Source organism: Brevundimonas sp. Leaf363, from assembly GCF_001424025.1.
Lineage (GTDB): Bacteria > Pseudomonadota > Alphaproteobacteria > Caulobacterales > Caulobacteraceae > Brevundimonas.
In genome coordinates this window covers 889034-914333 of the sequence record NZ_LMPZ01000002.1, presented here as the reverse complement: position 1 = coordinate 914333, position 25300 = coordinate 889034, and the positions used below count along the sequence as shown (strand labels likewise).

Here is a 25300-nt window from a genome sequence, read left to right as displayed (position 1 = left end):
GTTTTGGGTGGCGCGGCGTCCGCNGCCACTACTGAACGCCCTGCTCGACGCTGGCATGGGCGGTTGCGCCATGTCTACGGCGGGAGTTGAGGCGCTAGTCGGCGGCGGCGGCGCCGGGCGTGACGGGCGTTAGTTCCTCGGCCTGGGTTTTGGGTGGCGCGGCGTCCGCGACCTGACTGGCGTCGAGCTCTTCCTCGACCGAAACGATCGCGTCGCCTTCGGCCATCAGCGGAGCGGCGGCGTCCCCAGCCTGCACCTCAGTGGGTGACGGCACGCGGATCGTCCGGTCACCGCCGGGGCCATGCACCACGATGCGGAACAGCTTCATGGTCATTGGCCGCGCAGCTCTTTCAGAACGGCGTCGACGCCGTTCCCGACTTTCGCGACGGCCGCCCTCAACTCTTCTTCGGTGACGCCGAACTTGGCCGTCCAGTCGCGGACCTCGTAGTCCTCGCTTAGGCTGATCCGCTCGCGGTCCTGGCCGCCGGTCTTGGATTTGTCGTCGGACATGCGCTGTCTCCCTTCGCGCTCAACAACTCTCTGCAGAGATGGCCGTTCCTCCGTTTGGTAACCGGCGGAGCGCAGCGCAGAGCAACGCGCGGGTTATGCCGATACGTGTCTAGCGCAGTAGCATTCACACGCCGCGACACGCAGGGCATTCCGGTCCACCACGCGGATGTTTCCGCGGCCAATCCTGACGCCGCCTATGCTTTCGAGCGTTTGGAAGGCGGCGTTCAAAGTCGTGCGCTGGACGCCGAGGAGAAGTGCCACTTCTTCCTGAGTCGTCCGGAACTGGCTCTGGCCCGTGCGGTCCTGCGTCGACAGGAGCCAGCGAGCGAGGCGATGCTTCACCGAGTGGCGGAGATTGCAGATCGCGGTTCTGGCGGCCTGGACCTGGCTCGTGTGGGTAAGCTGAAGCAGCTGCTCCGCGAGGTCCGGGCTGACTTTGGCCTGATGGCGGAGGACGTCGGCCGGAAGGCCCCACGCGTGACCGCCAATCTGCACCTGGATGTCCCAGCCTAGCCGTTCATTGGCCAGGAACGCGGCGAGCCCGGTCAGACCCTCCCGCCCGACGGTCGTCACCATCCCGGCGCTGCCGTCCTCCAACCGAACAATACTGGCTAAGTCGGCCGATATCGGGAAATAGACCACGTCGACGTGGTCATCTGTCCGCATGAGGATGTCGCCTTGCGCCAACAGGCGCTCGTATGTGTGTGGCCTAAGCGCGGCTTTATCCGGCTCGCTCATGGCTTTCCACGTCCAGTTCTGGATGCGGTCGGACTCTTGGTGCATTTGCGGTGAGCCTGAGAAGACGTCACAGCGCAAATGCGCTGGTCATCCGCTGTGCTGCACTACGCTCTTATCGGCTAAGCTACTATCGAAATTCGAAGCTCGGGCCTCGCGGTTTGGAGCGCTCTACGAACTAAGCGGATCGAATCGCCAAGCTTGGTGTTCGACTCGCCGCCATGGCCCGCAGAAAGCAGGACATCGAGCGCACGCTGAAGATGCCAGTGGGCTTTCAGGCGCTCTCCCATCCGACCCTCGAGGCGAAGCCGCCGGCGGGGCGCGGGTGGATTCACGAGATCAAGTACGACGGTTTCCGCTTCCAGCTGCGGGTCGAGAGGGGCGTCGCGACCTGGTTCACGCGCAATGGTCATGACTGGACCGACAAGTTGGCGGCGCACTCGGCCGACGCGGCCGCGTTCGAGGACTGCATCCTGGATGGCGAGCTGTGCGCCGTGGACGCCGAGGGTATGCCTGCGTTCAGCCAACTGCGCAGCGACCTGAACCGGCGGACGTCGGGGCGGCTGGTCTATTTCGTGTTCGACATCCTGTGGCGTGGCGACTCGGACCTGCGCCCCTATGCGCTGGCGACCCGCAAGAAGAGCTTGGAGAAGCTGCTGGCTGATGCGGGACCGGCCGTGGCCAAGCGCTTTCGCTTCGTCGACCACTTCCCGGATGCGGAGCCGAGCGCGCTGCTGAAGGCTGCATGCACCATGCGGCTGGAAGGCATCGTCTCGAAGCGGTCGGACGAGAACTATCGCTCCGGCCGCACCGCCGTCTGGATCAAATCCAAGTGCCGGCCGGGTCAGGAGGTCGTGGTGGGCGGCTGGAAGGCCGGGCCCGACGGACGGTTCAAGGGCGTGCTGACCGGCGTCTATGATCGGGGCCAGCTGCGCTACGCCGGGTCGATCAAGAACGGGTTCCGAGACGAGCACCTGAAGGAGCTGCGGCCCCGGCTGAAGGCGCTGGCGCGGGCGCGCACGCCGTTCGCAGGCGAACAGCCGAGGGCGACCGGCGGCGACAGCCTGCACTTCATCGAGCCAGAGGTGGTGGTTCAGGCGGACATCGCCGAATGGACGGCCAGCGGGCGTCTGCGGCAGGCGAGCTTTAAGGGCTTGCGCGACGACAAGGCACCGACTGAAGTACGGCGCGAGGGCTGAGACCTCAGGTAAGGGAGTCTGACGATGAACAAGAACCGGCTAGTGATGATCGGTGCGATCGTGGTGCTGATCGCCGCTGCGCTGTACGCGTTCTCGATGGGCGCGCGTCTGCCTTAACTCTCAGAGACCCCTCGGCAGATGCATCTCAAATTCCGTTGGGAGCACGCCCCAGGTCTCGCGCCACTCCGCCTCGGTCCAGGTGCGCGACGGGCCGGGCATCACGCCCACGATGACGCCCTGGTGCGTCAGCCCGCCTTTGCCCCAGCCGGGCTCGTTGTTCGGCGTCGCGCGTTGATGCGCCTCGAGCGCCCACCAGTCTTCGCCGGTCAGGGTGAAGGCGACGATGGAGGGATCGGCCCTCAGCGCTTCGTCCATGTCGTCTATGGTCATGGCGAGGGAACGCGCGAGATCAGATCCCGATGAACTCGTTCGGCCCCGGCGCGTAGGCCCGCAGTCTCATCCGCCCCAGGCAGCCGATCCGCCGGCACGCGGCCGACTTGCCCCAAGGCGACCAGTCACGGCCCTTCGCCTTGATGATCTTGTCGGTGTCGACGCGCATCTCTAGGCGGCAGGCCCCGCAGGTGATGGTGAAAGACCAGCCCCGGTCCAGCATGCGCCCAATCGTCGGGCAGTACCCCTGCCAGTTGTCGCGGGTCCAAAGGCGATAGCGCGGGTTGCCGCCCACGTCAGGACTGGCCGTCCGGCGTGGCCCGGCCGTCCAGCTTGCCTGTGCTTGAACTCCAGATGTCCGGCCGGCCCGACCAGTCGACCGCGCAGGCCTTCACCGTCGCGATGGCTGCATACAGCGGCGGATGGAAGTTACAGGCCGGGTGCAGCCCGACGCAGATATCTGTCAGCGTCTTGTGGGCCGCCTTCAGCTGATCGAGGTCAGCCTGGGTGACGATGGTGCGAAGTCTGGTCATCGTGTCGCTGGGTTGCCCGACCCGGCGAGAGGGTTACGCTCGCGTGAACAAAAACGGAACACAGTGCAGGAAACAGTCCCCAGAATGGCGTTTCCGGGTAGTAAACTGGGAAGCAGACAGGCCATCCGGCCAGCAAACCCAGTGATACGTGGTAGGCGGCGACGGGTTCGAACCGCCGACCCTCTCGGTGTAAACGAGATGCTCTGACCAGCTGAGCTAGCCGCCCATCCATGCGTGCAGGCGGGTTCTGCCCGCCCTGCCCCGCCCGATCAATGGAAAAGGCTCCGAAGAAAAGGGCCGGAGCATCGCCCCGGCCCTGTCCTTGCCTAGTGCGCGACCACCGCGCCGCCGTCGGCGGCGGGCGGCGGGGCCGGCAACGGCTCGGTCGCCTCGTCCCATTCCACCGGCGTCAGCGAGCCGGTGAGGGCCCACTTCAGCGCCTCGTCCGCCGTCGAGATCGGCACGATCTCCAGCGCGCCCTTCACATTGTCGGGCACGTCGGCGAGATCCTTCTCGTTCTCCTGCGGGATCAGCACCGTTTTCACGCCGCTGCGCAGAGCCGCCAGCAGCTTCTCCTTCAGGCCGCCGATGGCGGTGACACGGCCCCGCAGGGTGATCTCGCCGGTCATGGCGATGTCTTTGCGGATCGGGATGCCGGTCAGCACCGAGACCATTGCGACCGTCATGGCCACACCGGCCGAGGGACCATCCTTGGGCGTCGCGCCGTCCGGCACGTGCACGTGGATGTCGGTCTTCTCGAACACGGGAGGCTTCACCCCAAAGGCCAGCGAGCGGGCCCGGACGTAGGAGGCGGCGGCGGAGATCGATTCCTTCATCACCTCCTTCAGATTGCCCGTGACGGTCATGCGACCGCGCCCCGGCATCTTGATCGCCTCAATGGTCAGGATATCGCCGCCAAACTCGGTCCAGGCCAGACCGGTGACGATGCCGACCTGATCCACCTCGTCCGTCTCGCCATAGCGATACTTTTTCACGCCCGCGTAATCGGCCAGCTTGGCCGCGTCGACGGTGATGGTCTTGACCTTGGTCTTGGCCATTTCCCGCACCGCCTTGCGCGCCAGACCGCCCAAGGCCCGCTCCAGCGACCGCACGCCGGCTTCGCGCGTGTAGTAGCGGATCAGGTCGCGGATGGTGTCTTCCGGGATGACCAGCTCCTCGGCCTTCAGGCCGTGGTCGGTCAGCTGCTTGGGCAGGACGTGGCGCTTGGCGATCTCGACCTTTTCGTCCTCGGTGTATCCGCTGACCCGGATGATCTCCATCCGGTCCATCAGGGGCTGAGGCATGTTCAGGCTGTTCGCCGTGGTGACGAACATGACCTGCGACAGATCGTAGTCGACCTCCAGATAGTGGTCACCGAAGGTCGAGTTCTGAGCCGGGTCCAGCACCTCCAGCAGGGCCGACGAAGGATCGCCGCGCCAGTCGGCGCCCAGCTTGTCGATTTCGTCCAGCAGGACGAAGGCGTTGGTGGTTTTCGCCTTCTTCATCGACTGGATGATCTTGCCGGGCATGGAGCCGATGTAGGTGCGGCGGTGCCCACGGATCTCGGCCTCGTCGCGTACGCCGCCCAGCGACATGCGGACGTATTCACGCCCGGTCGCCTTGGCGATCGACTTGGCCAGCGAGGTCTTGCCGACGCCCGGAGGTCCGACCAGGCACAGGATCGGCCCCTTCAGCGAGCCGGTGCGAGCCTGGACGGCCAGATACTCGACGATCCGTTCCTTGACCTTCTCCAGGCCGAAGTGATCCTCCTCGAGGATGTCCTCGGCCTTCTGCAGGTCGATGGGCTTCTGCTTGGCCTTGCCCCACGGGATCGACAGCAGCCAGTCAAGGTAGTTGCGCACCACCGTCGATTCCGCCGACATCGGGCTCATGTTGCGCAGCTTCTTGACCTCGGCGTCCGCCTTGGCCCGCGCTTCCTTGGACAGCTTGACCTTCCGGATGCGCTTCTCGAGCTCCATGATCTCGTCGCGCTGATCGTCGGTCTCGCCCAGCTCGCGCTGGATCGCCTTCATCTGCTCGTTGAGATAGTACTCGCGCTGGGTCTTCTCCATCTGGCGCTTCACGCGCGAGCGGATCTTCTTCTCGACCTGAAGGACGGAAATCTCGCCTTCCATCAGGCCGTAGACCCGCTCCAGACGGCGCGGCGTTTCGATCATCTCCAGCAGCGCCTGCTTGTCGGTGATCTTGACCGACAGGTGCGCGGCGACGCTGTCCGCCAGCTTGGACGGATCGGTGATCTGGGGGATGGAGCTCAGGGCCTCGGGCGGCACCTTCTTGTTGAGCTTCACATAGTTCTCGAACTGCTCGATGACCGCGCGCGACAGCGCCTCGGCCTGGGCGGGTTCGCCCGGCTCGTCGGCGAGAGATTCGGCCTCGGCCTCGAAATATTCTTCGCGGTCGGTGAAGCGGATCAGCCGGGCGCGGCTCTTGCCCTCGACCAGCACCTTCACCGTGCCGTCCGGCAGCTTCAGCAGTTGCAGCACCGTGGCCAGCACGCCGGTCTCATAGATAGCGTCCGGCGACGGATCGTCGTCGACCGAGTTCTTCTGGGTCGCGAGAAGGATCAGCTTCTCGCCCTTCATGATCTCGTCGAGCGCCTTGACCGACTTCTCGCGCCCCACGAACAGCGGCACGACCATGTGCGGGAAGACGACGATGTCCCGCAGAGGCAGAACAGGCAGGATTTTTGACTCAGACATGATGCGCACTCCTGGGCCCTTGATGATCGCCGGCCCGCCGCTACGGCCGCCCCCTGCAAGATGCGGGGACAGTCTCGTCGCGGCCCGTCGATTCCGACGGCGTTCGGATGAGTATGTGGCCCCAGTGGATCGCGGTTCAAGCGTGACCGAACAACGGCCCACACAAGCGTGATCTGGCGGCCAAGCTGGGCAGGTCATGCGCGGTGCGATAAGGGTGCGGACGAAACGTGCGCGACCACTGCCGGACATGGAAACGGGCGCCACAGCTTTGTGTGGCGCCCGTGCCTCATTCTAGCCGTTTGAAGCCGCCGATCAGGCCGCGCCGTCGGCCTTCTTCTTCGGCGCCTCGGAGTAGATCAGCAGAGGCTGGGCCTTGCCCTCGATCACCTCGGCGTTGACGACCACTTCCTCCACGCCCTCGAAGGTCGGCAGTTCGAACATGGTCTCCAGCAGGATGCCTTCCATGATCGAGCGTAGACCGCGAGCGCCGGTCTTGCGGGTAATGGCCTTCTTGGCGACGGCGCTCAGGGCGTCATCGGTAAAGGTCAGTCCCACATTCTCCATCTCGAACAGGCGCTTGTACTGCTTGACCAGGGCGTTCTTCGGCTCGGTCAGGATGGTGACCAGCGCCTTCTCGTCGAGGTCTTCCAGCGTCGCCAGAACAGGCAGACGGCCGATGAACTCGGGGATCAGACCAAAGCGCATCAGGTCGTCGGGCTCGACGCCCTTCAGGATATCGCCGGTGCGGCGCTCGTCCACGTCCTTGACCTTGGCGCCGAAGCCGATCGAAGCCCCTTCGCCACGCGCCGAGATCACCTTCTCGAGGCCGGCGAAGGCGCCGCCGACGATGAACAGGATGTTGGCGGTATCTACCTGCAGGAACTCCTGCTGCGGATGCTTGCGGCCGCCCTGCGGGGGCACGGAAGCGACGGTGCCTTCCATGATCTTCAGCAGGGCCTGCTGTACGCCCTCACCCGAGACGTCACGGGTGATCGAGGGGTTGTCCGACTTGCGCGAAATCTTGTCGATTTCATCGATGTAGACGATGCCGCGCTGGGCCCGCTCGACGTTGTAGTCGGATGCCTGGAGCAGCTTCAGGATGATGTTCTCGACGTCCTCACCGACATAACCGGCCTCGGTCAGGGTCGTGGCGTCGGCCATGGTGAAGGGCACGTCGATGATGCGCGCCAGCGTCTGCGCCAGCAGCGTCTTGCCCGAGCCGGTCGGCCCGATCAGCATGATGTTCGACTTGGCCAGCTCGACGTCGTTGTTCTTCGTCGCGTGGTTCAGGCGCTTGTAGTGGTTGTGGACCGCGACCGAGAGCACCTTCTTGGCGTGGCTCTGGCCGATCACATAGTCGTCGAGGACGTTGCGGATTTCCTTCGGAGTCGGGACCCCGTCCTTCGTCGTCTTGAAGGAAATCTTGTGCTCTTCCCGGATGATATCCATGCACAGCTCGACGCATTCGTCGCAGATGAACACGGTCGGTCCGGCGATGAGCTTACGCACCTCATGCTGGCTCTTCCCGCAGAAGGAGCAGTAGAGGGTGCTCTTGGCGTCTGTGCCGGCAGCTTTGGTCATCGACCCTTCTCAATCTCGCGTCCACCAGGGGCGGAACGCGCTTCCTTCGCGTTTAGACGGTGAGTCTGGGCGCAAAGGTCTTCAAAAAATGACAATCACCCATCCCAGCCGCCGCGACAACCCCGCCAAAGTGCGGCGGAGGGGTCGGACGATCGGTATGTCAGCTTGGTTTGGGATCACGGCGGATGCATGACATGGGGATGACAGCCCCTTCACGCCAGACCGCGCCTGCCCTATCGCCCGGCCAGCCCGTGGTCGCCTTCGATTTCGACGGCACCCTGACGATTCGCGACAGTTACAACGCCTTCCTGAAGTGGCGCGTGGGACCCGGAGGGTGGGCGCTGGGCCTGGTCAAACTGGCGCCGGCCCTGGCCGGTTACGCGGGTGACCGCGATCGGGGCCGGCTAAAGGCCGCCGCGACGCGCGAGTTTTTGGCCGGCGTCACGCGCAGCGAACTGGCCGAGCTCGCCACCCGCTTCGCCGACGAGGTCTGGCCGCGGTTCATGCGGCCGGATGCGCTCAAGGTCTGGAACGACTGGGGTGCGCGCGGCGCCCATCGCGTAATCGTGACAGCCTCACCCGAAGAGACCGTGGCGCCCTTCGCCGCCCGCCTGGGCGCCGAGGGCCTGCTGGGCACGCCCCTGACCTTTGGTTCGGATGACCGCGTCACGGGCGACTTCTCCGGACCCAACTGCCGGGCCGAAGAGAAGGTGCGCCGCCTGCGCGCCGCGTATGGCGAAGACCTGACCTTGGCCGCCGCCTATGGCGACACCTCCGGCGACACCGAAATGCTGGCGATCGCCGGAGAGGCCGGGTTCAGGGTGTTCAAGGGGCGGCCCTAGACCGAGATCAGACCGTCTTGATGCCGTCGCCTTCGGCCTGCTCGCGGCGGTCATAGACGTGGTCCACGATGCCCCAGGCCTTGGCTTCATCGGCGGTCATGAAGTGATCGCGATCCAGGGTGCGCTCGACCTCTTCGTACGTCCGGCCGGTGTGGTGGACGTAGATTTCGTTCAGGCGGCGCTTGGTGGCGATGATGTCCTCGGCGTGACGCTCGATGTCCGAGGCCGTGCCGCGGAAGCCGCCCGAGGGCTGGTGCACCATGACCCGCGCGTTCGGAAGTGCGATGCGCTGGCCCGCCTCGCCGGCCGTAAGGATCAGGGAGCCGGCCGAGGCGGCCATGCCCATGACCACCGTCGAAACGGGGCTCTTGATGTATTGCATGGTGTCGTAGATCGCGAGCGCCGAGGTCACCTGACCGCCGGGGCTGTTGATATACATGCTGATTTCCTTCTTCGGGTTCTCCGATTCCAGGAACAGCAGCTGGGCGCAGATCAGCGACGCCATGCCGTCCTCGAACGGGCCGGTCAGGAAGATGATCCGCTCGCGCAGGAGGCGCGAGAAGATGTCGAACGAGCGTTCGCCGCGGCTGGATTGCTCCACCACCATGGGGACGAGGTTCGATTGGATGTAGTCGATCGGATCGCGCATCAGGCCTTCTCGAGTGCTGGCGGCGGGCGACTCACGTTCGCGCGCCTTGTCCCAAGCATATCGCGTTCCCGGCGGCGACCCGCAAGGCCGCCGCGCGCGATGGTTCAGCGGATCGACCGGCCGTCGCGGCGCTGGTTGATCCGGCGCTGCATGCGCTGGGCGATGTCGTGCTGCGCCAGAAACTGCGAACGGGTGTCGCCGCGCGCCGCGTAGACGGCCTCGAGATAGGCCTGGTCCCAATCGGTCATCTGCGCCGGGGCCTGGCCCTCGGGCGTATCGCCGGGCGTGAATAGGTTCAGCACCGAATCCAGGCCGGCCAGGTCCGCATCGGGGCTCATGCGCGTGAGAGCCGTCATGGCCAGATAGTCGCCTAGCGCCGTCAGATTGACCCGTCCGACCCGCTTGATGTCGACCACCTGAATGACGCGATAGATGTCGGTCTCGAAGGCCGCACGCAGGCGCGATCCGCCGTCGTGGCCGAGCGTGTCGCGCTCCGTCAGGTGCCACCAGCGCACGGTGCGCCCGTCGCGCGCGAACTCGTTGAGCAGTTGCTGGCCGCGCTCCTGATCCGCGACGTGCCAGCGGAAGACCCGGCCGTAGCGGCTCATCATCGCGGGGACGAAGCGGTCCGAATCCTCGGTGAAGATGATGAGAACGTTGCCTTCGCACCCCGGACGGCCGACCTGCAGACCGGATATCAGGGCGGCGCGGGCGATGCGGTCGTTGATGATCTGGGCCTGCGCCGGCGGCAGGTTGATGACGGCGGGACAGATACGCTCGTCGAAGGTCGCGACCTGGCCGTTCCGCTCGTGGATCGAAGTGATGTCGGCCACGAAGTCGTCGATGACGGTCCGCTCGGACCGACCGTCACTGGTCACGGTGATGGTGCCCAGGTCCGCCTCCGGCAGCTCGTCTGCGCCTTGGGCCAAGGCGGCGGGGGCGGACAGGATCAGCAGGCCGGCGGCCAGCCACGACGCGATCTTCATACGAAAAAGCCCCCGGAGACGGTGCGTCCCCGGGGGCGATTATCGGCCGGGCGAACCCGGCGGCAAGTTACAACCCCGACAGGGTTGAGGCCGTGATCAGGCCTCTTCCTCTTCCTTCAGCAGCTCTTCCTTGCTGATCGGCGTGTCGGTGACGGCCGCCTGGCCAACGATCAGGTCGACGACCTTCTCTTCGTAGATGGGCGCGCGCAGCTGGGCGGCTGCGTTCGGGTTCTGGCGGTAGAAGTCCAGCACCTGACGCTCCTGGCCCGGATAGTTGCGGGCTTCCTGCATCACGGCGGCGTTCAGCTCTTGCTCGGTGATCTGGACGTTGTTGGCGCGGCCGATCTCGGCCAGCACCAGGCCCAGGCGCACGCGGCGCTCGGCGATCTTCTTGTACTCGGCCTTCAGATCGTCGTCCGACTTCTTGGTGTCTTCTTCCGGCAGACGGCCGGCGGCCTTGTCGGCCTCGACCTGTTGCCAGATACCCTGGAACTCGGCCTCGACCATCTTCGGCGGCAGGTCGAAGGCGTGCTTCTCGTCCAGTTGGTCCAGCAGGGCGCGCTTCAGCTTGAAGCGGGCGGCGCCGGCGAACTGCTGGTCCAGGTTCTGGCGCATCAGTTCCTTGAGCTTGTCCAGCGATTCCAGACCCAGGCGGGTTGCGAAAGCGTCGTCGACGACGCTCTCGGCCTCGGCCTTGATGGCCTTGACGGTGACGTCGAAGGCGGCGGCCTTACCGGCCAGGTGCTTGGCCTGGTAATCCTCGGGGAAGGTGACGTTGACAACCTTTTCTTCGCCGACCTTGGCGCCCTTCAGCTGCTCTTCGAAGCCGGGGATGAAGCGGCCCGATCCGATGACCAGATCGGCGTCTTCGGCCGAACCGCCTTCAAAGGCCTCGCCGTCGATCTTGCCAACGAAGTCGATGGTCAACTGGTCGCCCTCGGCGGCCTTCACGGCCTTGCCCTTCTTGTCCTCGTAGGACTTGGCCTGACCGGCCAGCTCTTTCAGCGCCTCGTCCAGATCCTCGTCCGAGGCCGAATAGGTCGGGCGGTCCAGCTTCAGGGTCTTGGGGTCGACCGGCTCGAAGTGGGGCATGACTTCCAGCGACATTTCGTAGGCCAGGTCTTCCTGACCGGCGACCACCTTGTCCATGTCGGACGTCAGCTTCATCTCGGCCGGGGCGGCGGGACGCAGCTTGGCGTCGTCCAGGGCCTTCTGGCTGGATTCATTGATCGAGGCGTTGACGATTTCGCCCATGAACTCGCGGCCGAAGGTCTTGCGGACGTGCGAGACCGGCACCTTGCCGGGGCGGAAGCCCTTCAGCTTCACCTGCGGGGCCACTTCCTTGATCCGGGCTTCGAGCTTCTCGTTCAGCTCGGCGGCGGGGATGGTGACCGCCAGGGTGCGGCTCAGGCCTTCGGCGGACTTTTCGACGACTTGCATGGTCGGGATCTGACGTTCTGGGGCGCGGGGCCGTGGCACTCCGCGCGCAATGGACAAAGCAGAAAGGGCCGCCCTTGCGGAGCGGCGCCTCGAAGCCCGCCCTTATGTCGAGACGCACCCGAAAGGTCAACGCGCGACTGTTTCCCGCCGCCGCCAGGCGTCCTATGTCACGCGGATGTCCAGCGCCCCCTCCCCCATCGGCGTCTTCGTAACGCCGGTGACGCCGCTTCAGCAGAACTGCACCACCGTCTGGTGCACCGCCACAAACAAGGCGGCGGTCATAGACCCGGGCGCCTCCGCCGAGGCTATCCTGGGCGAAATCGGTCGGCGCGGCCTGACGCTGGACCAGATCTGGATCACCCACGGCCACCTGGATCACGCGGGCGGCGCTGCGGATCTGCAGGAGCGATCGGGCGCGCCCATCATCGGGCCCCACCCGGCCGACCAGTTCTGGATCGACGGCATCCCCCAGCAGGGTAAGATGTACGGTCTGCCGGACGCTCGCAGTTTCACGCCGACGCGATGGCTGGACGGCGGCGACGTTCTGACGCTGGGCCAAACCGACTGGCAGGTCCGCCACTGCCCCGGCCACACGCCTGGGCACGTGATCTTCTTCCACGAGGCGTCGCGCTTCGCGCAGGTCGGCGACGTGCTATTCCAGGGTTCGGTTGGCCGCACGGACTTCCCGCAAAGCGACCATCAGGCTCTGATCAGCTCGATCGTCACCCAGCTATGGCCACTGGGGGACGATGTGACCTTCGTCCCGGGCCACGGGCCGATCTCGACCTTCGGCTCCGAGCGGCGCAGCAACCCGTTCGTATCGGATGAAGCGCTGCGGGGCGTCCCACTGGAACGCCCCGCGTCTGGTCCGGCCTGATCCCGAAGAAATCCCGCCTTAGCGCGCGACCAGCAGGCCTACGAGCACGCCGATGCCGAGGGCGTAGAGCGTCGCCTTGACGGGCTTGTCCTCGATCTTGGCCACAGCGACGTCGCGCTGTTCGCGCAGCCAGTCGCGGCCCATCCGCGCATCCTCGCGCACGGCGGCTCGCACCGAGCTCACCGGACGGTAGCTGCGCCCTTCGGCCAGGATCTGGTCGGCCTGGCGATCCAGGTCGGCGGACGGCCGGTCGAGATCGTCGATGATGTCTTCCGGGCTGGCGGCGGGGGTATAGGTCTCGGTCATGGGTCGTCCCTGAAGTTGAAGGTCTGCTTCGGGGTCTGAACACGGCCTTGATGTCGCGGTTCCGAACTTGGCCGGAAACTTCGCGGCCGGCTCGCGTTGGCTTCTGCGAAGGAGTCAAATCATGACCTACATCGAGCCCGACGGCCCCGCCCCCGAGATTACTCCGCCCCAGACCCCCGGGCCCGATATCGCGCCCGGCGACACGCCTGACGAACTGCCTCCGCTTGAGCCCGGCGGCGGCGATCCAGGCGACTCACGTCCATTCGACGCTTCATGAGTCGCACCATGGAGCAAGCCAAATCGCCTGCAGTCCCGATCGGCAGGTCTCGGGAACCACTCGGGAATTCCAGGGTTCAGACAGCCAAGCCAGCCGCCGTAAGAAAGGATTCTGAAATGGCAGAAGGGCAACCGACCCGCGTCTCCGGCGTCTCCAAGAGAGGCTTCGCCTCCATGGATCCGGAGCGTCAGCGCGAGATCGCACGCAAGGGGGGCGCCAGCGTCCCCAGCGAAAAACGCAGCTTCTCGCAAGATCGCAGCCTCGCCGCACAGGCCGGCCGAAAAGGCGGGGAAGCGTCCCACACCTCGCGGCGCCCCGGCGATCCGCAGGCCTGATGAAAAAGCGGCGGCGGAGCGATCCGCCGCCGTTTCTTTTTGCGCGTGAGATCAGGCGGTCATGAGGACCAGGGCGACCTTGGGCGAATCCGACGTCAGGACGGCGTCGACATTCCAACCCGCGCGCTCACACAGCGTCGTCACGCTCGCTTCGGTGAACTTCCGGCACGTCTCCGTATGCAGGGTTTCGCCCCGCATGAAGTCGAACCGCAACCCCTTGATGTGAACGGACAGGTCGCGTGTCGCCTGCAGATGCATCTCGATCTGATTGACGTCAGCGCGCCAGATCGCCCGGTGCTCGAAGGCGTCCAGGTCGAAGTCCGCACCCAGTTCACGATTGGCCCGCACCAGAAGATTGCGATTGAACGCTGCGGTCACGCCATCGGCGTCGTCATAGGCCGCCAGCAGTATCTCCGGCGCCTTCACCAGATCCACCCCGAGGATGAACCGCGCGCCTTCGCCCAGCAGTGCATGCGCGCCCTTCAGGAGCGTCAAGGCCTGCGCTTCTGACAGATTGCCGATCGTGGAGCCCGGGAAGAAACCGACGCGACGCATGACGCCCTGCACGGCCGTCAGGGTCTCCAGCGCCAAGAAGTCGCCCTCGACCGCCTCGACCCGCAGTCTCGGATAGTCGCGACGAATGGCGGTGGCCGCTTCTTCCAGCGCCGTCGCGCTGATGTCGATAGGCTGATAGGCGACCAGCCCGGTCGCTGCATCCAGCACGATCCGCGTCTTGGCGCTCGCACCCGAGCCGAACTCGACCAGGGCGGCGTCAGCGCCGATGAATGCCGCCAGCCGATCCGCCTCGGCCGACAGCAGCGACGCCTCCTGCCGCGTCGGATAGTATTCCGGCACGCGCGTGATGTCCTCGAACAGGCGCGAACCTTCGGCGTCGTAAAAATATTTGGGCGACACCGACTTTTGCGGCCGCGACAGCCCTTCGATCAGATCGGCCTCAAAGCCATCGTCCGGCGCCGTCGCCTCCATGCGGTCATCCCAGGCCAAGCGCACGCCGGAGAACATCCAGCGCTGATGCGGGTAATAGAAGTTGCGGTAGGTCAGCCGGCCGTGGCCCGGCGGTGTGGCGAACGACCCACCGCGCAGGACGATCTGATTGGCCATGAACTTGCCGTTGTACTCGGCCGCCACCCCCTCGGTCGTGCGGAAGCCGGGATAGGGTTGGTAAGCGTCGTGCGTCCATTGCCAGACCTCATCGAACAGATGGGCCATCTGGTCCGAGCGCGTCCGCGCGGCATGCTCCCACTCCGCTTCGCTGGGCAGGCGCGCGCCGGCCCAGCGCGCATAGGCGTCTGCCTCGTAGAAGCTGACGTGGCGCACGGGCGCGTCGGCGACAATCGGCTGTTCGCCCGCCAGGCTCATGACGCGCCAGCCGCCCTCGCCCCGTGACCAGTAAAGCGGGGCCGTCCAGCCCTCGCGCTGCACGGTCGCCCAGCCGTCCGACAGCCAGAACTCAGGCCGCTGATATCCGTCATCCTCGATGAACCGCACCCAGTCGCCGCAGCTGACCAGATCCTCCGCCATGCGGAACGGCTGGATAAGCCGGTCGTGCGCCGGCCGCTCGTTGTCGAAGGTGAAGCCGGGTTCGTCGGCGCCGATCCGGACGGCGCCTCCGCCGAGCCGCACCTGACCAGCGCGCATCACCCGCACCGGCCTGCCCGCCCGAGGCTCGGCCTCATAGGCCGCCGGCTTCAGCGGCGAGCGCGACATGAGGTGAAGCACGTCCATCAGGAGCAGCTCCTGATGCTGCTGGTCATGGTGCAGGCCAAGCTCCAGTAGATAGCGATCCCGCCCGCTGGTCAGCCCTTCGGAGAGCAGCGCCGCCATCCGCCGGTCGATCTCGCGACGATAGGCCATCGCCTCTTCCAGAGACGGCCGCGTCATCAGCCCGCGCTCATGCCGCGCGACCCGTTCGCCCAGCGCCTCATAGTAGGAGTTGAACATCCGGCGCGCGTCCTCGTTCGGCGCCTGGCCGTCTCGGCCGTCAAGCATCAGGGCTTCGAAGAACCAGCTCGTATGGGCCAGATGCCACTTGCCCGGACTGGCGTCGGGCATCGACTGGACCTGAAGATCCTCGGCGCTCAGGCCCGCCGCCAGCGCCGGCATGGCGGCGCGGACTTCGCGATATCGCGCCAGGTCCGCATCGGCCGGCGTGGACACCTGCACAGGTGCGTTCATTCCATGTTTTCCGCGTGTTCGGGCGCCCCTGACCCTCTCGCGAAACGTCAGTGGCGACCCCTGGTTCCGGCTTGGCCATACGGAACGTCGGTGTTCGAGGCGACGTTTCAAGGGCCGATGGCTCCTGAGCTCCACCCCGAGAGCTCTCCCGGGTCCAGTCCGCGAGCATGAATGACCGAGGCTCACGACTATCTCAGGCAGGCCGACAACAAGGCGATACCCGTCGCCCGGCTGAGCGAAGACGAGTGGCGAGACGCCATTCTGGGACAGGCGGCCGCCCTGCGCGCCTTCGCCTGGACGCTCAGTCGCAACGCCACGGACGCTGACGATCTGGTGCAGGACACCCTGGTCAAGGCGTGGGCCAATCGCGAGCGGTTCGAGGCCGGCACCAACCTTCGGGCATGGCTTTTCACCATCCTGCGAAACACCTGGTACTCGGCCGTGGCCAAGCGCCGGCGCGAAGTCGCGGACGAGGACGGCAAGCACGCCGCAGGCCTGTCGGCCGAGCCCTCCCAGGACTGGGCGATCGAAATGGACGACCTGCGCGCCGCCCTCGACAAACTGCCGCCCGAGCACCGCGAAGCCATCGTCATGGTCGGCGCCGCTGGCCTGTCCTACGAGGAAGCGGCCGAGATCGCCGGCTGCGCGCTTGGCACCATAAAGAGCCGCGTCAACCGGGCCCGCAATCGCTTGGCCGAACTGATGGACATGCCGCGCGGCGACGCCTGACGGCTGTTGTCAGCGAACCGGCCGCCCGCCGTGCTTGGCGTACTCCAGCCGCGCGATTGTGCGGTTGTGGACTTCGTCCGGACCGTCGGCGATCCGCAGGGTGCGAACCGTGGCGTACATCTCGGCCAGCGGCGTGTCGGCCGAGACGCCCGCGCCGCCGAACGCCTGGATGGCGTCGTCGATGATCTTCAGCGCCATGCGCGGCGCGGCCACCTTGATCTGGGCTATCTCGGACTTGGCGTTCTTCGCGCCCGACTGGTCGATCATCCAGGCCGCCTTCAGCACCATCAGGCGGCACATCTCGATCTCGGCGCGCGCTTCGCCGACGCGCTGCTCCCAGACCGAGTGCTCGGCCAGGCTCTTGCGAAAGGCGGTGCGGCTTAGCAGCCGCTGCACCATTAGCTCCAGTGCGCGCTCCGCACATCCGATCACGCGCATGCAATGGTGGATGCGGCCGGGGCCGAGGCGCCCCTGCGCGATCTCGAAGCCCCGCCCCTCGCCCGCGATCAGGTTCGAGGCCGGCACCCGGACATTCTCCAGCACCACCTCGGCGTGGCCGATCGGCCGCTCGTCATAGCCGAACACCGACAGCATCCGCTCGACGCGGAACCCGGGCGTGTCCACCGGCACGATGACCTGCGACTGCTGGGCGTGGACAGCGGCGTCGGTGTCGGTCTTGCCCATGACGATGGTCACCGCGACGTTCGGGTGCGCCATGTTGGTCGACCACCATTTGCGGCCGTTGATGACGTAATGATCGCCGTCGCGGTCGATCCGAGTCTGGATGTTGGTGGCGTCTGACGAGGCCACGTCCGGCTCAGTCATCAAAAAGGCGGAGCGGATCTCGCCGGCCATCAACGGCGTCAGCCAGCGGTCCTGCTGGGCCGCATTCCCGTACATATGGAGCACTTCCATATTGCCGGTGTCGGGCGCGTTGCAGTTGAATACCTCCGGCGCCCACAGGCCCGCGCGGCCCATCGCCTCGGCGAGGGGCGCGTATTCCAGATTGGTCAGGCCGGCGCCGTGCTCGCCGGGCAAGAACATGTTCCATAGGCCTGCGTCCCGCGCCTCGGCCTTCATGGTCTCCATGATCGGCGGCTGACGGTCCGGGTTCTCGCGCACTTGGGCGTGATACTCGGCCGCGCGCGGCGTCACCTTGTCGTCGAGAAACCGCTGCACGCGTTCCTGCCAATGCAGGGCGCGGTCGCTGTGTTGGAAGTCCATGGGCCTACCTCCGAAAAACAGAACGGCGCGAAGCAGTTCGCTTCGCGCCGTTTGAGCTCATTGATCTACGTCAGCTCAGCGCTTCAACAGCGGGGCCAGCTTCTGGGCGATCATCATGTCGCCGGCGATCTTCAGCTTGCCCTGCATGAAGGCCATCATTGGATCCAGCTTGCCGTCCGACAGGGCGATGAAGTCGTCCCAGCTCATGGACACGGTGGCGTCGGCCGGCTTGTCGTCGTTGCTGACCGAGTTCGGCGACGAGGCGCCATCGATGTAGATCTTGCCCGCATCGCCCAGGTCCAGCTTGACGGTCTTGCCCAGGCCCGAGTCGGAGCCCACGGCGCCTCGGATGTGTTCGGTCACGGAAGCCAGGTCGGCCATGATGCGTCTCCTCCAGACGATTTGAGCCGTTGGCCTATCGCGCCGGGCGGGCGGCGCCAAGATCACGTCGGGGAAACTGCGTCATCGCGACAGTGGGCGGACCAGGGTGGCGCGCAGCCGGGCCATGATCTGCGGCGTCATCGGGCCATACAGGCCGCGCGCGTCCTCTGGGATATGCGCCATCGGATCGCCCGCTTCGGCGTCGGGCCGGAAGATGTAGTGGTCGAAGAAGGACCGCCACGCCATCCGCTCGTCGTCCGGCAGATCGCGCAGCGTCATGAGCGCGTGAAGCATGGTGTGGCTTGGGGTGAAGGCCCAAGGCGGCGCCTCCCGCCACCAGAAGTTCACCAGCGCGCCGAATGGGGTCAGTCCCTCGACGTGGTGAAACCACAGCCCGGGCATGAACAGCACATCCCCCGGCTCAAGCTCGACGACCTGGGCATGGGCCATCGCCTCTTCGAACCGCGGGAAACGCGCCAGATCCGGTTCCGCAAAGTCGACCAGGCTGATCGGTTGACCGGCCAGCGTGAAGTCCAGCGGCCCGACGTACAGGTTCGCCACCTGGTCTGGCGGAAACAGGGTGAACCGTCGCCGCCCCGCCACGCAGCAGGCCAGGTTGCGCGACAAATCCCAGTGCGCCGCGGTCCGCGTCCGATTGCCGACCCACAGCGACGTCAGCCGCTCGACCCCCGGGTCCAGCAGCGGCATGGGCGCCGCCTCCAGCAAACCCGGCAGGTGGCTCGGCGCTGGAATCGCTCCTGCATAAAGTCCCGGCGGCGAGCCCTCGTGTCTTAGCGCCAGCAGACGATCCAGCAACTCCCCCAGCGGCATCGACCGCCGCTCGAAGTTGAAGCCCTTCAGATCGTCCGAATAGAAGAACCGCCCCTTCAAGGCCGCGTCGGCCTCGAACACTCCCACGGGCTGCCCCGCATCCAGCCCGCGCAGATAGTCCGCCAGCGCGGCGTCGCCCGCCCGCGCCGCCTGAACCACCGCCCAGTCCTCGACCAGCCCCCGCATCACGACGGGCCGCCCGCCCTCGACCACCTCGGCCTCAAAGCGGGTGCGGTCGATCGCAGCGATTTCGAGAACGGACCGGGGCTGGATCATTCGATCGCTTGTCCGAAAAAGGCCTGGCGGAGACGGAGGGATTCGAACCCTCGGTACCCCTTACAGGGTACGACGATTTAGCAAACCGTTGCCTTCAGCCACTCGGCCACGTCTCCGGCAGGCGGCGTGATTAGCGGACGGCGCGGCTGGGCGCAATCGGCTTTGGCGACCCGCGTTAACGCGACATAGAGAGCAGGTGGGCGAGGATGTGGGCCGTTTCGACTGCCGAGCCCTCATGCCCGACTGCGCCGCCTACGTTTCGTCTCCGGCCGCCACCCAGGCGGGACCGGACGCCGTCGGCGCACAGGCCCGGCGCGGTCCGTTCCGCCCGGCCGCCTGGCTGAATACGCGCCAGCGCCAGTCGGCCCGCCTGGCCTCACACCTGTTCCGGCTGGCCGACGTGCTGACCGTCGGCGCGGTGACCGTGGCCGTCGCATGGGCGGCGGCGCCGGTCGCCCTGGTCCACGCCCCCCTTTCCAGCGTCCTGCCCTTCGTGCTGGCCGCCGTCTGCACCCTGTCACTGGTTCGCTCAGCCGGCCTGTACCGGTTCGCCCGCACCGCCCGTCCGGCCCGTCACTTCGCCGCACTGCTGACCTGCGTGCTGGCAGGCGCGGCGGTGTTGATCGTCAGCGGCCTGGCCTTTGGCGACCCGGTAGGCGCCTACAGCCTTTGGATCATTGGCGCACTGGCCAGCCTGATCGGGCTGCACGCCGTCTGGTTCACGCTCGTCGCCCACTGGCGCGCGTCCGGCGCCCTGACGCCGAACGTGGTGCTGGTCGGCGCCACCCGTCACGCGGAACGGCTGGTCCGCGAGGCGCTGAACCGCCGCGACCTGAACATCCTCGGCGTCTTCGACGACCGACTGGCGCGCAGTCCCAACTCGGTCGCCGGCGCCCCCGTACTGGGCGACGCAGAGGCGCTGCTGAGCCACCGCATCCTGCCCTATGTCGATCACATCGTCGTCGCGATCGATCCGCGCGCAGGGGCCCGCATCAGCGAGCTGACCCGCCGCCTCAGCGTCCTGCCGAATGAGGTCAGCCTGCTGGTCGACATGGAGGGCGAGACCCAGCGCGGCGAAGCGCTGGAGCGTCTGGCCCTGTCGCCGCTGGCCAGCTTGGACGGTGCCGACGCCGACCGCCGCGCCTTCAACAAGCGGGCGCAGGACGTGGTGCTGGGCGCCGTCGCCCTGGTCGCCCTCGCGCCGGTCATGGCGGTCACCGCCCTGCTGATCCGTCTGGACAGCCCCGGCCCGATCTTCTTCCGCCAGCGCCGCCACGGCTTCAATCAGGAAGAGATCGTGGTGTGGAAGTTCCGCACCATGAAGCACGCCGCCGCCGACGCGACGGCCAGCCGCCAGGTCACCGTCGACGACGACCGCGTCACGGCGCTGGGCAAGATTCTACGCGCCACCAGCCTGGATGAGCTGCCACAGCTGTGGAACGTCGTCACCGGCGAGATGTCGCTGGTCGGCCCTCGCCCCCACGCCATCGGCATGAAGACCGGCGAAACCGAATCCGCCCGTCTGGTCGCCGAGTACGCCCACCGCCACCGCATCAAGCCCGGCATGACCGGCTGGGCCGCCATCAAGGGCTCCCGCGGCCCCCTACACTGCGCCCAGGACGTGCGCCGCCGGGTTCAGCTGGACATCGATTACGTCGAGCGCCAGTCGCTGTGGCTCGACCTCTGGATCATGCTCGTCACCCTGCCTGTGCTGCTGGGCGACCGGCAGGGGGTGCGCTGATGTTTTGGCGTGGCGTCTGGGGCTATCTGCCCGCCAACATCATCCAGGGAGTCACAGGCTTCCTGGCCATCATGGTGTTCACGCGGCTGCTGAGCGCCGAGGACTTCGGCCGTTACGCCCTGGCCTACTCGGTCATGACCCTGGCGCACGTCGCGGTCTTCACCTGGCTGGAAGCGTCGATGGCCCGGTTCTGGGCCGCGCAGTCCGACGCAACGTCGCTGGAAAGCCATTTCGGCAGCCTGTACCGCGCCGCCTTCACCCTCATGGCGGTCTATGTGCCTGTGGTCGGTCTGGCCATTTGGCTGGCCCCGTGGGAGCTGCCGTTCAAGCTGGCGGTCGCCGCCGGACTGATGGGCTCGCCGATTCGCTGCCTGGCCAAGCTGGCGCAGGAGCGGTTCCGCGCCGCCGGCGAAGTGTCTCGCGCCGCCGGTCTGGACATCTACGTCGCCCTGACCGGCTTCGGCGTCGGCGCCCTGTTCGCCTGGGCCGGCGCGGGCGGGGCCTCGCCCCTTCTGGGTCTGGCCATCGCGCCGCTGTTCGCCCTGCCCTTCATCCTGCCGGGAGAGCTGCGCCAGGCGCGCCGCGCGCCGGCCGACCCGGCACGCCTGCGGGAATACGCCGCCTACGGCTACCCCATCGCGGCGTCGCTGGCCCTGGCGCTGGTACTGTCGTCGACCGACCGCTTCCTGCTGGCCCTGTTCATGAACGAGGCTGCGGTCGGCGCCTATCACGCCAGCTACAGCATCGCGAACCGGACGCTGGACGTACTGTTCATCTGGCTGGGCGCCGCCGGAACGCCCGCTCTGGTCATGGCGCTGGAGCGTGGCGGCCGCGAACGGTTGATCGAGGCGGCGCGCGAACAGGCCTCTGCCTTCATCCTGATCGCTCTGCCCGCCGCCGCCGGCGTGGCGCTGGTCGCCCGGCCGCTGGCCGAGTTCATGATCGGCGAGGACCTGCGCCAGGCCGCTGCCGGCGTGACCCCCATCGTCGCCTTCTCGGCGCTGCTTTCGGGCCTGACGACCTACTATTTCCACCAGGCCTTCACGCTTGGCCGCCGCACCCGCCGCTTGCTAATCGCCATGTCGGTTCCGGCGATCGCCAACGTCATCCTCAACGCCCTGCTGATCCCGCACTTTGGGGTGGCGGGCGCCGCCTGGGCGACCCTGATCAGCTTCGGCGTCGGCCTGCTGGGCTCCATCGCCCTGGGTCGTGCCGCCATGCCGCTGCCGATGCCGTGGAAGGCGCTGGTGCGCTGCGGCGTTGCGACCGGGGCGATGGCGGCCGTGGTCTGGATGCTGCCGCCCATCGGCGGCTTCCCCGAAGTCATGATGGATGCCGCCATCGGGGGCGCCGTCTACGGAGTCGCCGCCCTGTTGCTGAACGCCGCCGGGGTCCGCGACGTGGCGCGCCGCCTGCTGAAATCCTTCCGCGCACGATTGGCCACAGCATGAAGCGCGCCCAGATCCACGACAACACGCACCGCAAGACACGCCGCAAGCCGGCCATCTCGGTGCTGATCCCGTTCCTGCGCGACGATCCGAGCGACCTGCTGGCCCTGCTCGACGAGGAAGGCGCCTCGGTCGCCGGCGCCGTCGAGATCGTGGTGCTGGACGATGGGACCGCCGACGTAGACCTGACGGAGCGGCTCAAGCGTCTGATCGACCGCATGAGCCTGCCGACGCGCCTCATCACCCTGCCCTCGAACGAGGGCCGATCGCGCGGTCGCAATCGGCTCGCCACCGCTGCGCGAGGCGGCAGCCTGCTGTTCCTCGACAGCGACATGCGGCCCGACCATCGTACATTCCTGAAGACCTGGGCCGATCTGGTGGCGCGCGAGGATCCCGCTGTGGCGTTCGGCGGCTTCTCCCTGCTGCAGGCGCCGGTCGAGCGCAGGTTCGCCGTGCATCGCGCCATGGCCGCCCAATCGGAGTGCGTTCCCTATACCGAACGCGCCCGCCAGCCCGAAAAGTACGTCTACACCTCCAACCTGCTGGTGCGCCGCGACGTCTTCGAGGCCGAGACCTTCGACCCCGGCTTCACCGGGTGGGGCTGGGAGGACGTGGAGTGGGCCATGCGCGTCGCGCGCCGTTTCCGTGTCGTCCACGTCGACAACCCGGCGACCCACATGGGGCTGGATACGGTCGAGGCGCTGGCGAAGAAGTACGAGCAGTCGGCCCCCAACTTCGCCCGCGTCGTCGCCCGCCACCACGACATCGTTTCGGCCTATCCCAGCTATAAGGCCGCGCGCCTGCTCAAGGCCGCGCCAGGCCTCGGCCAGGTGCGCCCGCTTCTGAAACAGGCGGCCGCCCAGGACTGGCTGCCGGTCAAGGCCCGCGCCTTTTCGCTGCGGCTATATCGCGCCGCGCTTTATGCGGAGGCCGTGTGATGACGCCCTACGCCGCCGACCGCAGCCTGAAGGGAAAGCTGCGCCGTCGCCTCGCCAAACTGACCCACCGCGATCCGGCCCGGCTGAAGCTGGACCGCCCGACCGTCAGCTTCACCTTCGACGACGTGCCCGCCAGCGCCATCCACAACGCCGCGCCGATCCTGGAGGAACGGGGCGCGCGCGGCTCCTGGTACGTCTGCGCGGGCCTGTTCGGACAGGACGGCCACATGGGCCGCTTCGCCGACGCCGGCGAGGTGGGCGGCCTGATCGAGCGCGGCCACGAGGTCGGCTGCCACACCTACAAGCACATCGACTGCGCCCGCGCGCATGAGGACGACCTCATCGCCGACGTCGAGCGCAACGATGACATCCTGCGCAGTCTCGGCGCCGAGCCGACCCATTTCGCCTTCCCCTATGGCGAGCTGTCCAGCCGCGCCAAAGGTGTGCTGGGCGACCGGTACGGGTCGCTCCGCGGCGTCCAGTCGGGCATCGTGCGCAACGGCGGCGACCGCAACCAGCTGCCCTCCGTGGGCGTGCAAGGGCCTACGGGCGAAGCGGAAGGTCACGCCTGGCTGAGTAAGCTGGCTCACAGCGGCGGCTGGCTGATTCTGTTCACCCACGACGTGCGCGAGGGCCACTCCCCCTTCGGCTGCACGCCCGGCGCCCTCGTCCGGCTGGCCGACAGCGCCCTGAACCGTGGGTTCGCCATCCGCACGGTCTCGGACGTGCTGGCGGCATGAGCGATATCGCCGTCGTCATCCCGACCCTGCGACGGCCCGACAGCCTGTCGCGCGCGCTTGAATCGCTGACGACGCAGACGCTCAAACCCACGGTCGTCGTGGTCGTGGACAACGACCCCGCCCGCTCGGCCGAAGGGACGGCGGCGGGATTCGGGAACGCCCTGCCTCTGATCTACGTCCACGCGCCAAAGCCGGGCGTGGCCACGGCGCGAAACGCCGGCGTCGCCGCCACCGACGCGCCCCTGATCGCCTTCCTCGACGACGACGAGGTCGCCTCTCCCGGCTGGCTTCAGGCGCTGTCTTCCACGCAGGTCGTGACCGGCGCGGACGCCGTCTTCGGCCCGATCCAGGGGCGCGCGCCTGACGCATCGGCCTGGTTGAAGCCTTACCTCGAGCGCTTCTTTGGGCGGTCCGGTCCAGCGGACAGCGGCCCGCTGGATCACGCCTTCGGTTGCGGAAACTCCCTGCTGGTGCGCGCAACCGCCCTGCCCGGCGCCGCGCCCTTCGATCCCGCCGCCGACCAGATCGGCGGAGAGGACGACGTGCTGTTCGCAGGCCTGAGCCAGCGCGGCGGCCGCTTCGCCTGGGCCGCCGAGGCCTGGGTCGAGGAGTTCGCGCCCGCACATCGCGCCACCTTGTCCTATACCCTGGCTCGCGCCTTCGCCTATGGCCAAGGGCCCAGCCAGACCGCCGTCGCCCAGCGGCGTTGGCCCGCTCTGGTGCGCTGGATGGTCGTGGGAGCCGCTCAGTTGGCCGTGCATGGCGCGCGCGCCGCCGCCCTGACCGCCATGCGCGACCCGCGCCGCGCCGAGGCCATGGACCGCGCCGCGCGCGGCCTGGGCAAGGTGCTATGGATGCGTGGGTTCGAACCGCGCTTCTACGGCGCCAGCGAATTGAGCCGGCTCGACGCAGCCTAGCCGCCTGCGGCCTTGGTCGTATCCGCCAGGGTCGTGCAGCGCAGCAGCTTGGTCGCCGGCCGCCCCGGTCGGTCCAGCCACAGGATATCCAGCGTCGGACCGGTCGAAGCGAACCGCGCGCGCTCCTGCGTAACCCGCCCTTCGGATTGACAGCGCAACGCGACTTCATATCCGCCCGGCAGCTCGTCGATCCGCAGCAGATCGCAGCGGTTCTCGTAACCCTGGAAAGCGTAGGGCGTGATCGCGACCGCCTGATCGGGGATCTGGCCGTCCGGGCACTGGCGCGGATCGGCCGCCCAGCGACCGACGAAACTAGACGGACCCGTGCCCGGCAGGGACACGCTCGGCCCGGCGTTCTCCACGGGCTGCAGCGCCTCGGGCGTCGTCAGCGCGGCGGCGGGCTCCGTCGGCGGATTGACGTCGGCCTGCTGGCCACAGGCGGCAAGGCCCAGGACGGCGCAGAGAGCGGGCAGGAACGGCTTCATGGCAAGGGCAATGC

28 protein-coding genes and 2 tRNA genes are annotated in these 25300 nt (G+C 67.2%); 11 read left to right on the top strand and 19 right to left on the bottom strand.

Annotated features, from left to right (window positions below; genetic code table 11):
* Positions 1–94: 94 nt before the first annotated feature.
* The 3 genes from ASG17_RS07465 to ASG17_RS07455 form a co-directional block, all read right to left on the bottom strand.
* Complete coding sequence (locus tag ASG17_RS07465) at positions 95–334, bottom strand: hypothetical protein (RefSeq protein WP_235560378.1); 240 nt, start codon at positions 332–334, stop codon at positions 95–97.
* On the bottom strand, positions 331–510 hold the full coding sequence (locus tag ASG17_RS07460; RefSeq protein ID WP_056101251.1) for a DUF3606 domain-containing protein: 180 nt from the start codon (positions 508–510) through the stop codon (positions 331–333). The genes ASG17_RS07465 and ASG17_RS07460 overlap by 4 nt, the downstream gene beginning before the upstream one ends.
* Positions 511–603: 93 nt before the next feature.
* Positions 604–1293: a Crp/Fnr family transcriptional regulator gene (locus ASG17_RS07455; protein ID WP_056101248.1), complete on the bottom strand. Its 690-nt coding sequence runs from the start codon at positions 1291–1293 to the stop codon at positions 604–606.
* Between the two features lie 173 nt (positions 1294–1466).
* Here ASG17_RS07455 and ligD point away from each other — a divergent pair, with 173 nt between their 5' ends.
* The gene (ligD, locus tag ASG17_RS07450; RefSeq protein ID WP_056101245.1) at positions 1467–2444 is read left to right on the top strand and encodes a non-homologous end-joining DNA ligase; all 978 of its coding nucleotides are present in this window, start codon (positions 1467–1469) and stop codon (positions 2442–2444) included.
* Between the two features lie 120 nt (positions 2445–2564).
* On the opposite strand, the gene ASG17_RS07445 is transcribed toward ligD, so the two are convergent.
* From ASG17_RS07445 to clpX, 6 genes are all read right to left on the bottom strand, one after another.
* On the bottom strand, positions 2565–2834 hold the full coding sequence (locus tag ASG17_RS07445; RefSeq protein ID WP_056101242.1) for a hypothetical protein: 270 nt from the start codon (positions 2832–2834) through the stop codon (positions 2565–2567).
* 19 nt (positions 2835–2853) lie between these two features.
* Complete coding sequence (locus tag ASG17_RS07440; protein WP_156367760.1) at positions 2854–3129, bottom strand: hypothetical protein; 276 nt, start codon at positions 3127–3129, stop codon at positions 2854–2856.
* 1 nt (position 3130) lies between these two features.
* Positions 3131–3367 carry a hypothetical protein gene (locus ASG17_RS07435; RefSeq protein ID WP_056101236.1) on the bottom strand — a complete coding sequence of 79 codons (237 nt, stop codon included), beginning with the start codon at positions 3365–3367 and terminating at the stop codon, positions 3131–3133.
* 149 nt (positions 3368–3516) lie between these two features.
* Positions 3517–3593, bottom strand: a tRNA-Val gene (locus ASG17_RS07430).
* Positions 3594–3693: 100 nt separating this feature from the next.
* Entirely contained in the window at positions 3694–6087 is a 2394-nt protein-coding gene (gene lon / locus ASG17_RS07425) for an endopeptidase La (protein WP_056103255.1), read from the bottom strand.
* A 312-nt stretch (positions 6088–6399) separates the two neighbouring features.
* Entirely contained in the window at positions 6400–7668 is a 1269-nt protein-coding gene (clpX, locus tag ASG17_RS07420; protein WP_056101233.1) for an ATP-dependent Clp protease ATP-binding subunit ClpX, read from the bottom strand.
* Positions 7669–7868: 200 nt separating this feature from the next.
* Between clpX and ASG17_RS07415 the strand changes: the two genes are divergently transcribed.
* Positions 7869–8510 (top strand): HAD-IB family hydrolase, encoded by a 642-nt coding sequence (locus ASG17_RS07415; protein WP_235560377.1) that lies wholly within the window; start codon positions 7869–7871, stop codon positions 8508–8510.
* A 7-nt stretch (positions 8511–8517) separates the two neighbouring features.
* Here ASG17_RS07415 and ASG17_RS07410 read toward each other — a convergent pair whose 3' ends face one another.
* The 3 genes from ASG17_RS07410 to tig form a co-directional block, all read right to left on the bottom strand.
* A complete protein-coding gene (locus ASG17_RS07410; RefSeq protein ID WP_056101232.1) occupies positions 8518–9159 on the bottom strand; it encodes an ATP-dependent Clp protease proteolytic subunit in 642 nt (213 codons plus the stop codon).
* A gap of 104 nt (positions 9160–9263) precedes the next feature.
* On the bottom strand, positions 9264–10145 hold the full coding sequence (locus ASG17_RS07405) for a hypothetical protein (protein ID WP_056101229.1): 882 nt from the start codon (positions 10143–10145) through the stop codon (positions 9264–9266).
* 96 nt (positions 10146–10241) lie between these two features.
* Positions 10242–11585, bottom strand: a complete 1344-nt coding sequence (gene tig, locus ASG17_RS07400) for a trigger factor (RefSeq protein WP_056101226.1) — start codon at positions 11583–11585, stop codon at positions 10242–10244.
* 175 nt (positions 11586–11760) lie between these two features.
* On the opposite strand from tig, the gene ASG17_RS07395 reads away from it, so the two are divergent.
* Positions 11761–12462, top strand: coding sequence for an MBL fold metallo-hydrolase (locus tag ASG17_RS07395; protein WP_056101223.1), 702 nt, complete (start codon positions 11761–11763; stop codon positions 12460–12462).
* 18 nt (positions 12463–12480) lie between these two features.
* Here ASG17_RS07395 and ASG17_RS07390 read toward each other — a convergent pair whose 3' ends face one another.
* Entirely contained in the window at positions 12481–12768 is a 288-nt protein-coding gene (locus ASG17_RS07390) for a hypothetical protein (RefSeq protein ID WP_056101220.1), read from the bottom strand.
* Positions 12769–12889: 121 nt separating this feature from the next.
* On the opposite strand from ASG17_RS07390, the gene ASG17_RS15675 reads away from it, so the two are divergent.
* Both ASG17_RS15675 and ASG17_RS07385 read left to right on the top strand, forming a co-directional pair.
* Complete coding sequence (locus ASG17_RS15675) at positions 12890–13045, top strand: hypothetical protein (protein ID WP_200935039.1); 156 nt, start codon at positions 12890–12892, stop codon at positions 13043–13045.
* Between the two features lie 116 nt (positions 13046–13161).
* The gene (locus ASG17_RS07385; protein ID WP_056101217.1) at positions 13162–13380 is read left to right on the top strand and encodes a general stress protein; all 219 of its coding nucleotides are present in this window, start codon (positions 13162–13164) and stop codon (positions 13378–13380) included.
* Positions 13381–13431: 51 nt separating this feature from the next.
* On the opposite strand, the gene egtB is transcribed toward ASG17_RS07385, so the two are convergent.
* Entirely contained in the window at positions 13432–15576 is a 2145-nt protein-coding gene (egtB, locus tag ASG17_RS07380) for an ergothioneine biosynthesis protein EgtB (RefSeq protein WP_056101214.1), read from the bottom strand.
* A gap of 171 nt (positions 15577–15747) precedes the next feature.
* On the opposite strand from egtB, the gene ASG17_RS07375 reads away from it, so the two are divergent.
* Positions 15748–16305: a sigma-70 family RNA polymerase sigma factor gene (locus ASG17_RS07375; protein WP_082496148.1), complete on the top strand. Its 558-nt coding sequence runs from the start codon at positions 15748–15750 to the stop codon at positions 16303–16305.
* 9 nt (positions 16306–16314) lie between these two features.
* Here the strand turns inward: ASG17_RS07375 and ASG17_RS07370 are convergent, their stop codons facing one another.
* From ASG17_RS07370 to ASG17_RS07355, 4 genes are all read right to left on the bottom strand, one after another.
* Positions 16315–17529 (bottom strand): acyl-CoA dehydrogenase family protein, encoded by a 1215-nt coding sequence (locus tag ASG17_RS07370; protein ID WP_056101210.1) that lies wholly within the window; start codon positions 17527–17529, stop codon positions 16315–16317.
* A 75-nt stretch (positions 17530–17604) separates the two neighbouring features.
* Entirely contained in the window at positions 17605–17910 is a 306-nt protein-coding gene (locus ASG17_RS07365; RefSeq protein ID WP_056101206.1) for an SCP2 sterol-binding domain-containing protein, read from the bottom strand.
* Positions 17911–17991: 81 nt separating this feature from the next.
* Entirely contained in the window at positions 17992–19017 is a 1026-nt protein-coding gene (locus ASG17_RS07360) for a cupin-like domain-containing protein (RefSeq protein WP_056101203.1), read from the bottom strand.
* A 24-nt stretch (positions 19018–19041) separates the two neighbouring features.
* A tRNA-Ser gene (locus ASG17_RS07355) sits at positions 19042–19133 on the bottom strand.
* A 119-nt stretch (positions 19134–19252) separates the two neighbouring features.
* On the opposite strand from ASG17_RS07355, the gene ASG17_RS07350 reads away from it, so the two are divergent.
* From ASG17_RS07350 to ASG17_RS07330, 5 genes are read left to right on the top strand one after another with little or no spacing between them, the layout of a single operon-like run.
* Positions 19253–20758 (top strand): exopolysaccharide biosynthesis polyprenyl glycosylphosphotransferase, encoded by a 1506-nt coding sequence (locus tag ASG17_RS07350; RefSeq protein ID WP_056103245.1) that lies wholly within the window; start codon positions 19253–19255, stop codon positions 20756–20758.
* Positions 20758–22209: a lipopolysaccharide biosynthesis protein gene (locus ASG17_RS07345; protein WP_056101200.1), complete on the top strand. Its 1452-nt coding sequence runs from the start codon at positions 20758–20760 to the stop codon at positions 22207–22209. Before ASG17_RS07350 ends, ASG17_RS07345 begins: the two co-directional genes overlap by 1 nt.
* Positions 22206–23144, top strand: coding sequence for a glycosyltransferase family 2 protein (locus ASG17_RS07340; RefSeq protein WP_056101197.1), 939 nt, complete (start codon positions 22206–22208; stop codon positions 23142–23144). The genes ASG17_RS07345 and ASG17_RS07340 overlap by 4 nt, the downstream gene beginning before the upstream one ends.
* The gene (locus ASG17_RS07335; protein WP_056101195.1) at positions 23144–23884 is read left to right on the top strand and encodes a polysaccharide deacetylase family protein; all 741 of its coding nucleotides are present in this window, start codon (positions 23144–23146) and stop codon (positions 23882–23884) included. Before ASG17_RS07340 ends, ASG17_RS07335 begins: the two co-directional genes overlap by 1 nt.
* Positions 23881–24801 (top strand): glycosyltransferase family 2 protein, encoded by a 921-nt coding sequence (locus ASG17_RS07330; protein ID WP_056101192.1) that lies wholly within the window; start codon positions 23881–23883, stop codon positions 24799–24801. The genes ASG17_RS07335 and ASG17_RS07330 overlap by 4 nt, the downstream gene beginning before the upstream one ends.
* Here the strand turns inward: ASG17_RS07330 and ASG17_RS07325 are convergent.
* Positions 24798–25286 carry a hypothetical protein gene (locus ASG17_RS07325; RefSeq protein WP_056101189.1) on the bottom strand — a complete coding sequence of 163 codons (489 nt, stop codon included), beginning with the start codon at positions 25284–25286 and terminating at the stop codon, positions 24798–24800. The two genes, ASG17_RS07330 and ASG17_RS07325, sit on opposite strands and share 4 nt — an antisense overlap.
* Between the last annotated feature and the right edge of the window lie 14 nt (positions 25287–25300).

Coding starts and splice junctions, on each gene's coding strand:
- ASG17_RS07340 (WP_056101197.1), top strand. CDS start 22,206: ATGAAGCGCGCCCAGATCCACGACAACACGCACCGCAAGACACGCCGC.
- ASG17_RS07455 (WP_056101248.1), bottom strand. CDS start 1,293: ATGCACCAAGAGTCCGACCGCATCCAGAACTGGACGTGGAAAGCCATG.
- ASG17_RS07385 (WP_056101217.1), top strand. CDS start 13,162: ATGGCAGAAGGGCAACCGACCCGCGTCTCCGGCGTCTCCAAGAGAGGC.
- ASG17_RS07335 (WP_056101195.1), top strand. CDS start 23,144: ATGACGCCCTACGCCGCCGACCGCAGCCTGAAGGGAAAGCTGCGCCGT.
- tig (WP_056101226.1), bottom strand. CDS start 11,585: ATGCAAGTCGTCGAAAAGTCCGCCGAAGGCCTGAGCCGCACCCTGGCG.
- ASG17_RS07465 (WP_235560378.1), bottom strand. CDS start 334: ATGACCATGAAGCTGTTCCGCATCGTGGTGCATGGCCCCGGCGGTGAC.
- ASG17_RS07330 (WP_056101192.1), top strand. CDS start 23,881: ATGAGCGATATCGCCGTCGTCATCCCGACCCTGCGACGGCCCGACAGC.
- ASG17_RS07345 (WP_056101200.1), top strand. CDS start 20,758: ATGTTTTGGCGTGGCGTCTGGGGCTATCTGCCCGCCAACATCATCCAG.
- ASG17_RS07365 (WP_056101206.1), bottom strand. CDS start 17,910: ATGGCCGACCTGGCTTCCGTGACCGAACACATCCGAGGCGCCGTGGGC.
- ASG17_RS07325 (WP_056101189.1), bottom strand. CDS start 25,286: ATGAAGCCGTTCCTGCCCGCTCTCTGCGCCGTCCTGGGCCTTGCCGCC.
- ASG17_RS07460 (WP_056101251.1), bottom strand. CDS start 510: ATGTCCGACGACAAATCCAAGACCGGCGGCCAGGACCGCGAGCGGATC.
- ASG17_RS07370 (WP_056101210.1), bottom strand. CDS start 17,529: ATGGACTTCCAACACAGCGACCGCGCCCTGCATTGGCAGGAACGCGTG.
- ASG17_RS07415 (WP_235560377.1), top strand. CDS start 7,869: ATGACAGCCCCTTCACGCCAGACCGCGCCTGCCCTATCGCCCGGCCAG.
- ASG17_RS07390 (WP_056101220.1), bottom strand. CDS start 12,768: ATGACCGAGACCTATACCCCCGCCGCCAGCCCGGAAGACATCATCGAC.
- ASG17_RS07375 (WP_082496148.1), top strand. CDS start 15,748: ATGACCGAGGCTCACGACTATCTCAGGCAGGCCGACAACAAGGCGATA.
- ligD (WP_056101245.1), top strand. CDS start 1,467: ATGGCCCGCAGAAAGCAGGACATCGAGCGCACGCTGAAGATGCCAGTG.
- ASG17_RS07435 (WP_056101236.1), bottom strand. CDS start 3,367: ATGACCAGACTTCGCACCATCGTCACCCAGGCTGACCTCGATCAGCTG.
- egtB (WP_056101214.1), bottom strand. CDS start 15,576: ATGAACGCACCTGTGCAGGTGTCCACGCCGGCCGATGCGGACCTGGCG.
- ASG17_RS07360 (WP_056101203.1), bottom strand. CDS start 19,017: ATGATCCAGCCCCGGTCCGTTCTCGAAATCGCTGCGATCGACCGCACC.
- ASG17_RS07350 (WP_056103245.1), top strand. CDS start 19,253: ATGCCCGACTGCGCCGCCTACGTTTCGTCTCCGGCCGCCACCCAGGCG.
- ASG17_RS07410 (WP_056101232.1), bottom strand. CDS start 9,159: ATGCGCGATCCGATCGACTACATCCAATCGAACCTCGTCCCCATGGTG.
- ASG17_RS07445 (WP_056101242.1), bottom strand. CDS start 2,834: ATGACCATAGACGACATGGACGAAGCGCTGAGGGCCGATCCCTCCATC.
- clpX (WP_056101233.1), bottom strand. CDS start 7,668: ATGACCAAAGCTGCCGGCACAGACGCCAAGAGCACCCTCTACTGCTCC.
- lon (WP_056103255.1), bottom strand. CDS start 6,087: ATGTCTGAGTCAAAAATCCTGCCTGTTCTGCCTCTGCGGGACATCGTC.
- ASG17_RS07405 (WP_056101229.1), bottom strand. CDS start 10,145: ATGAAGATCGCGTCGTGGCTGGCCGCCGGCCTGCTGATCCTGTCCGCC.
- ASG17_RS15675 (WP_200935039.1), top strand. CDS start 12,890: ATGACCTACATCGAGCCCGACGGCCCCGCCCCCGAGATTACTCCGCCC.
- ASG17_RS07395 (WP_056101223.1), top strand. CDS start 11,761: ATGTCCAGCGCCCCCTCCCCCATCGGCGTCTTCGTAACGCCGGTGACG.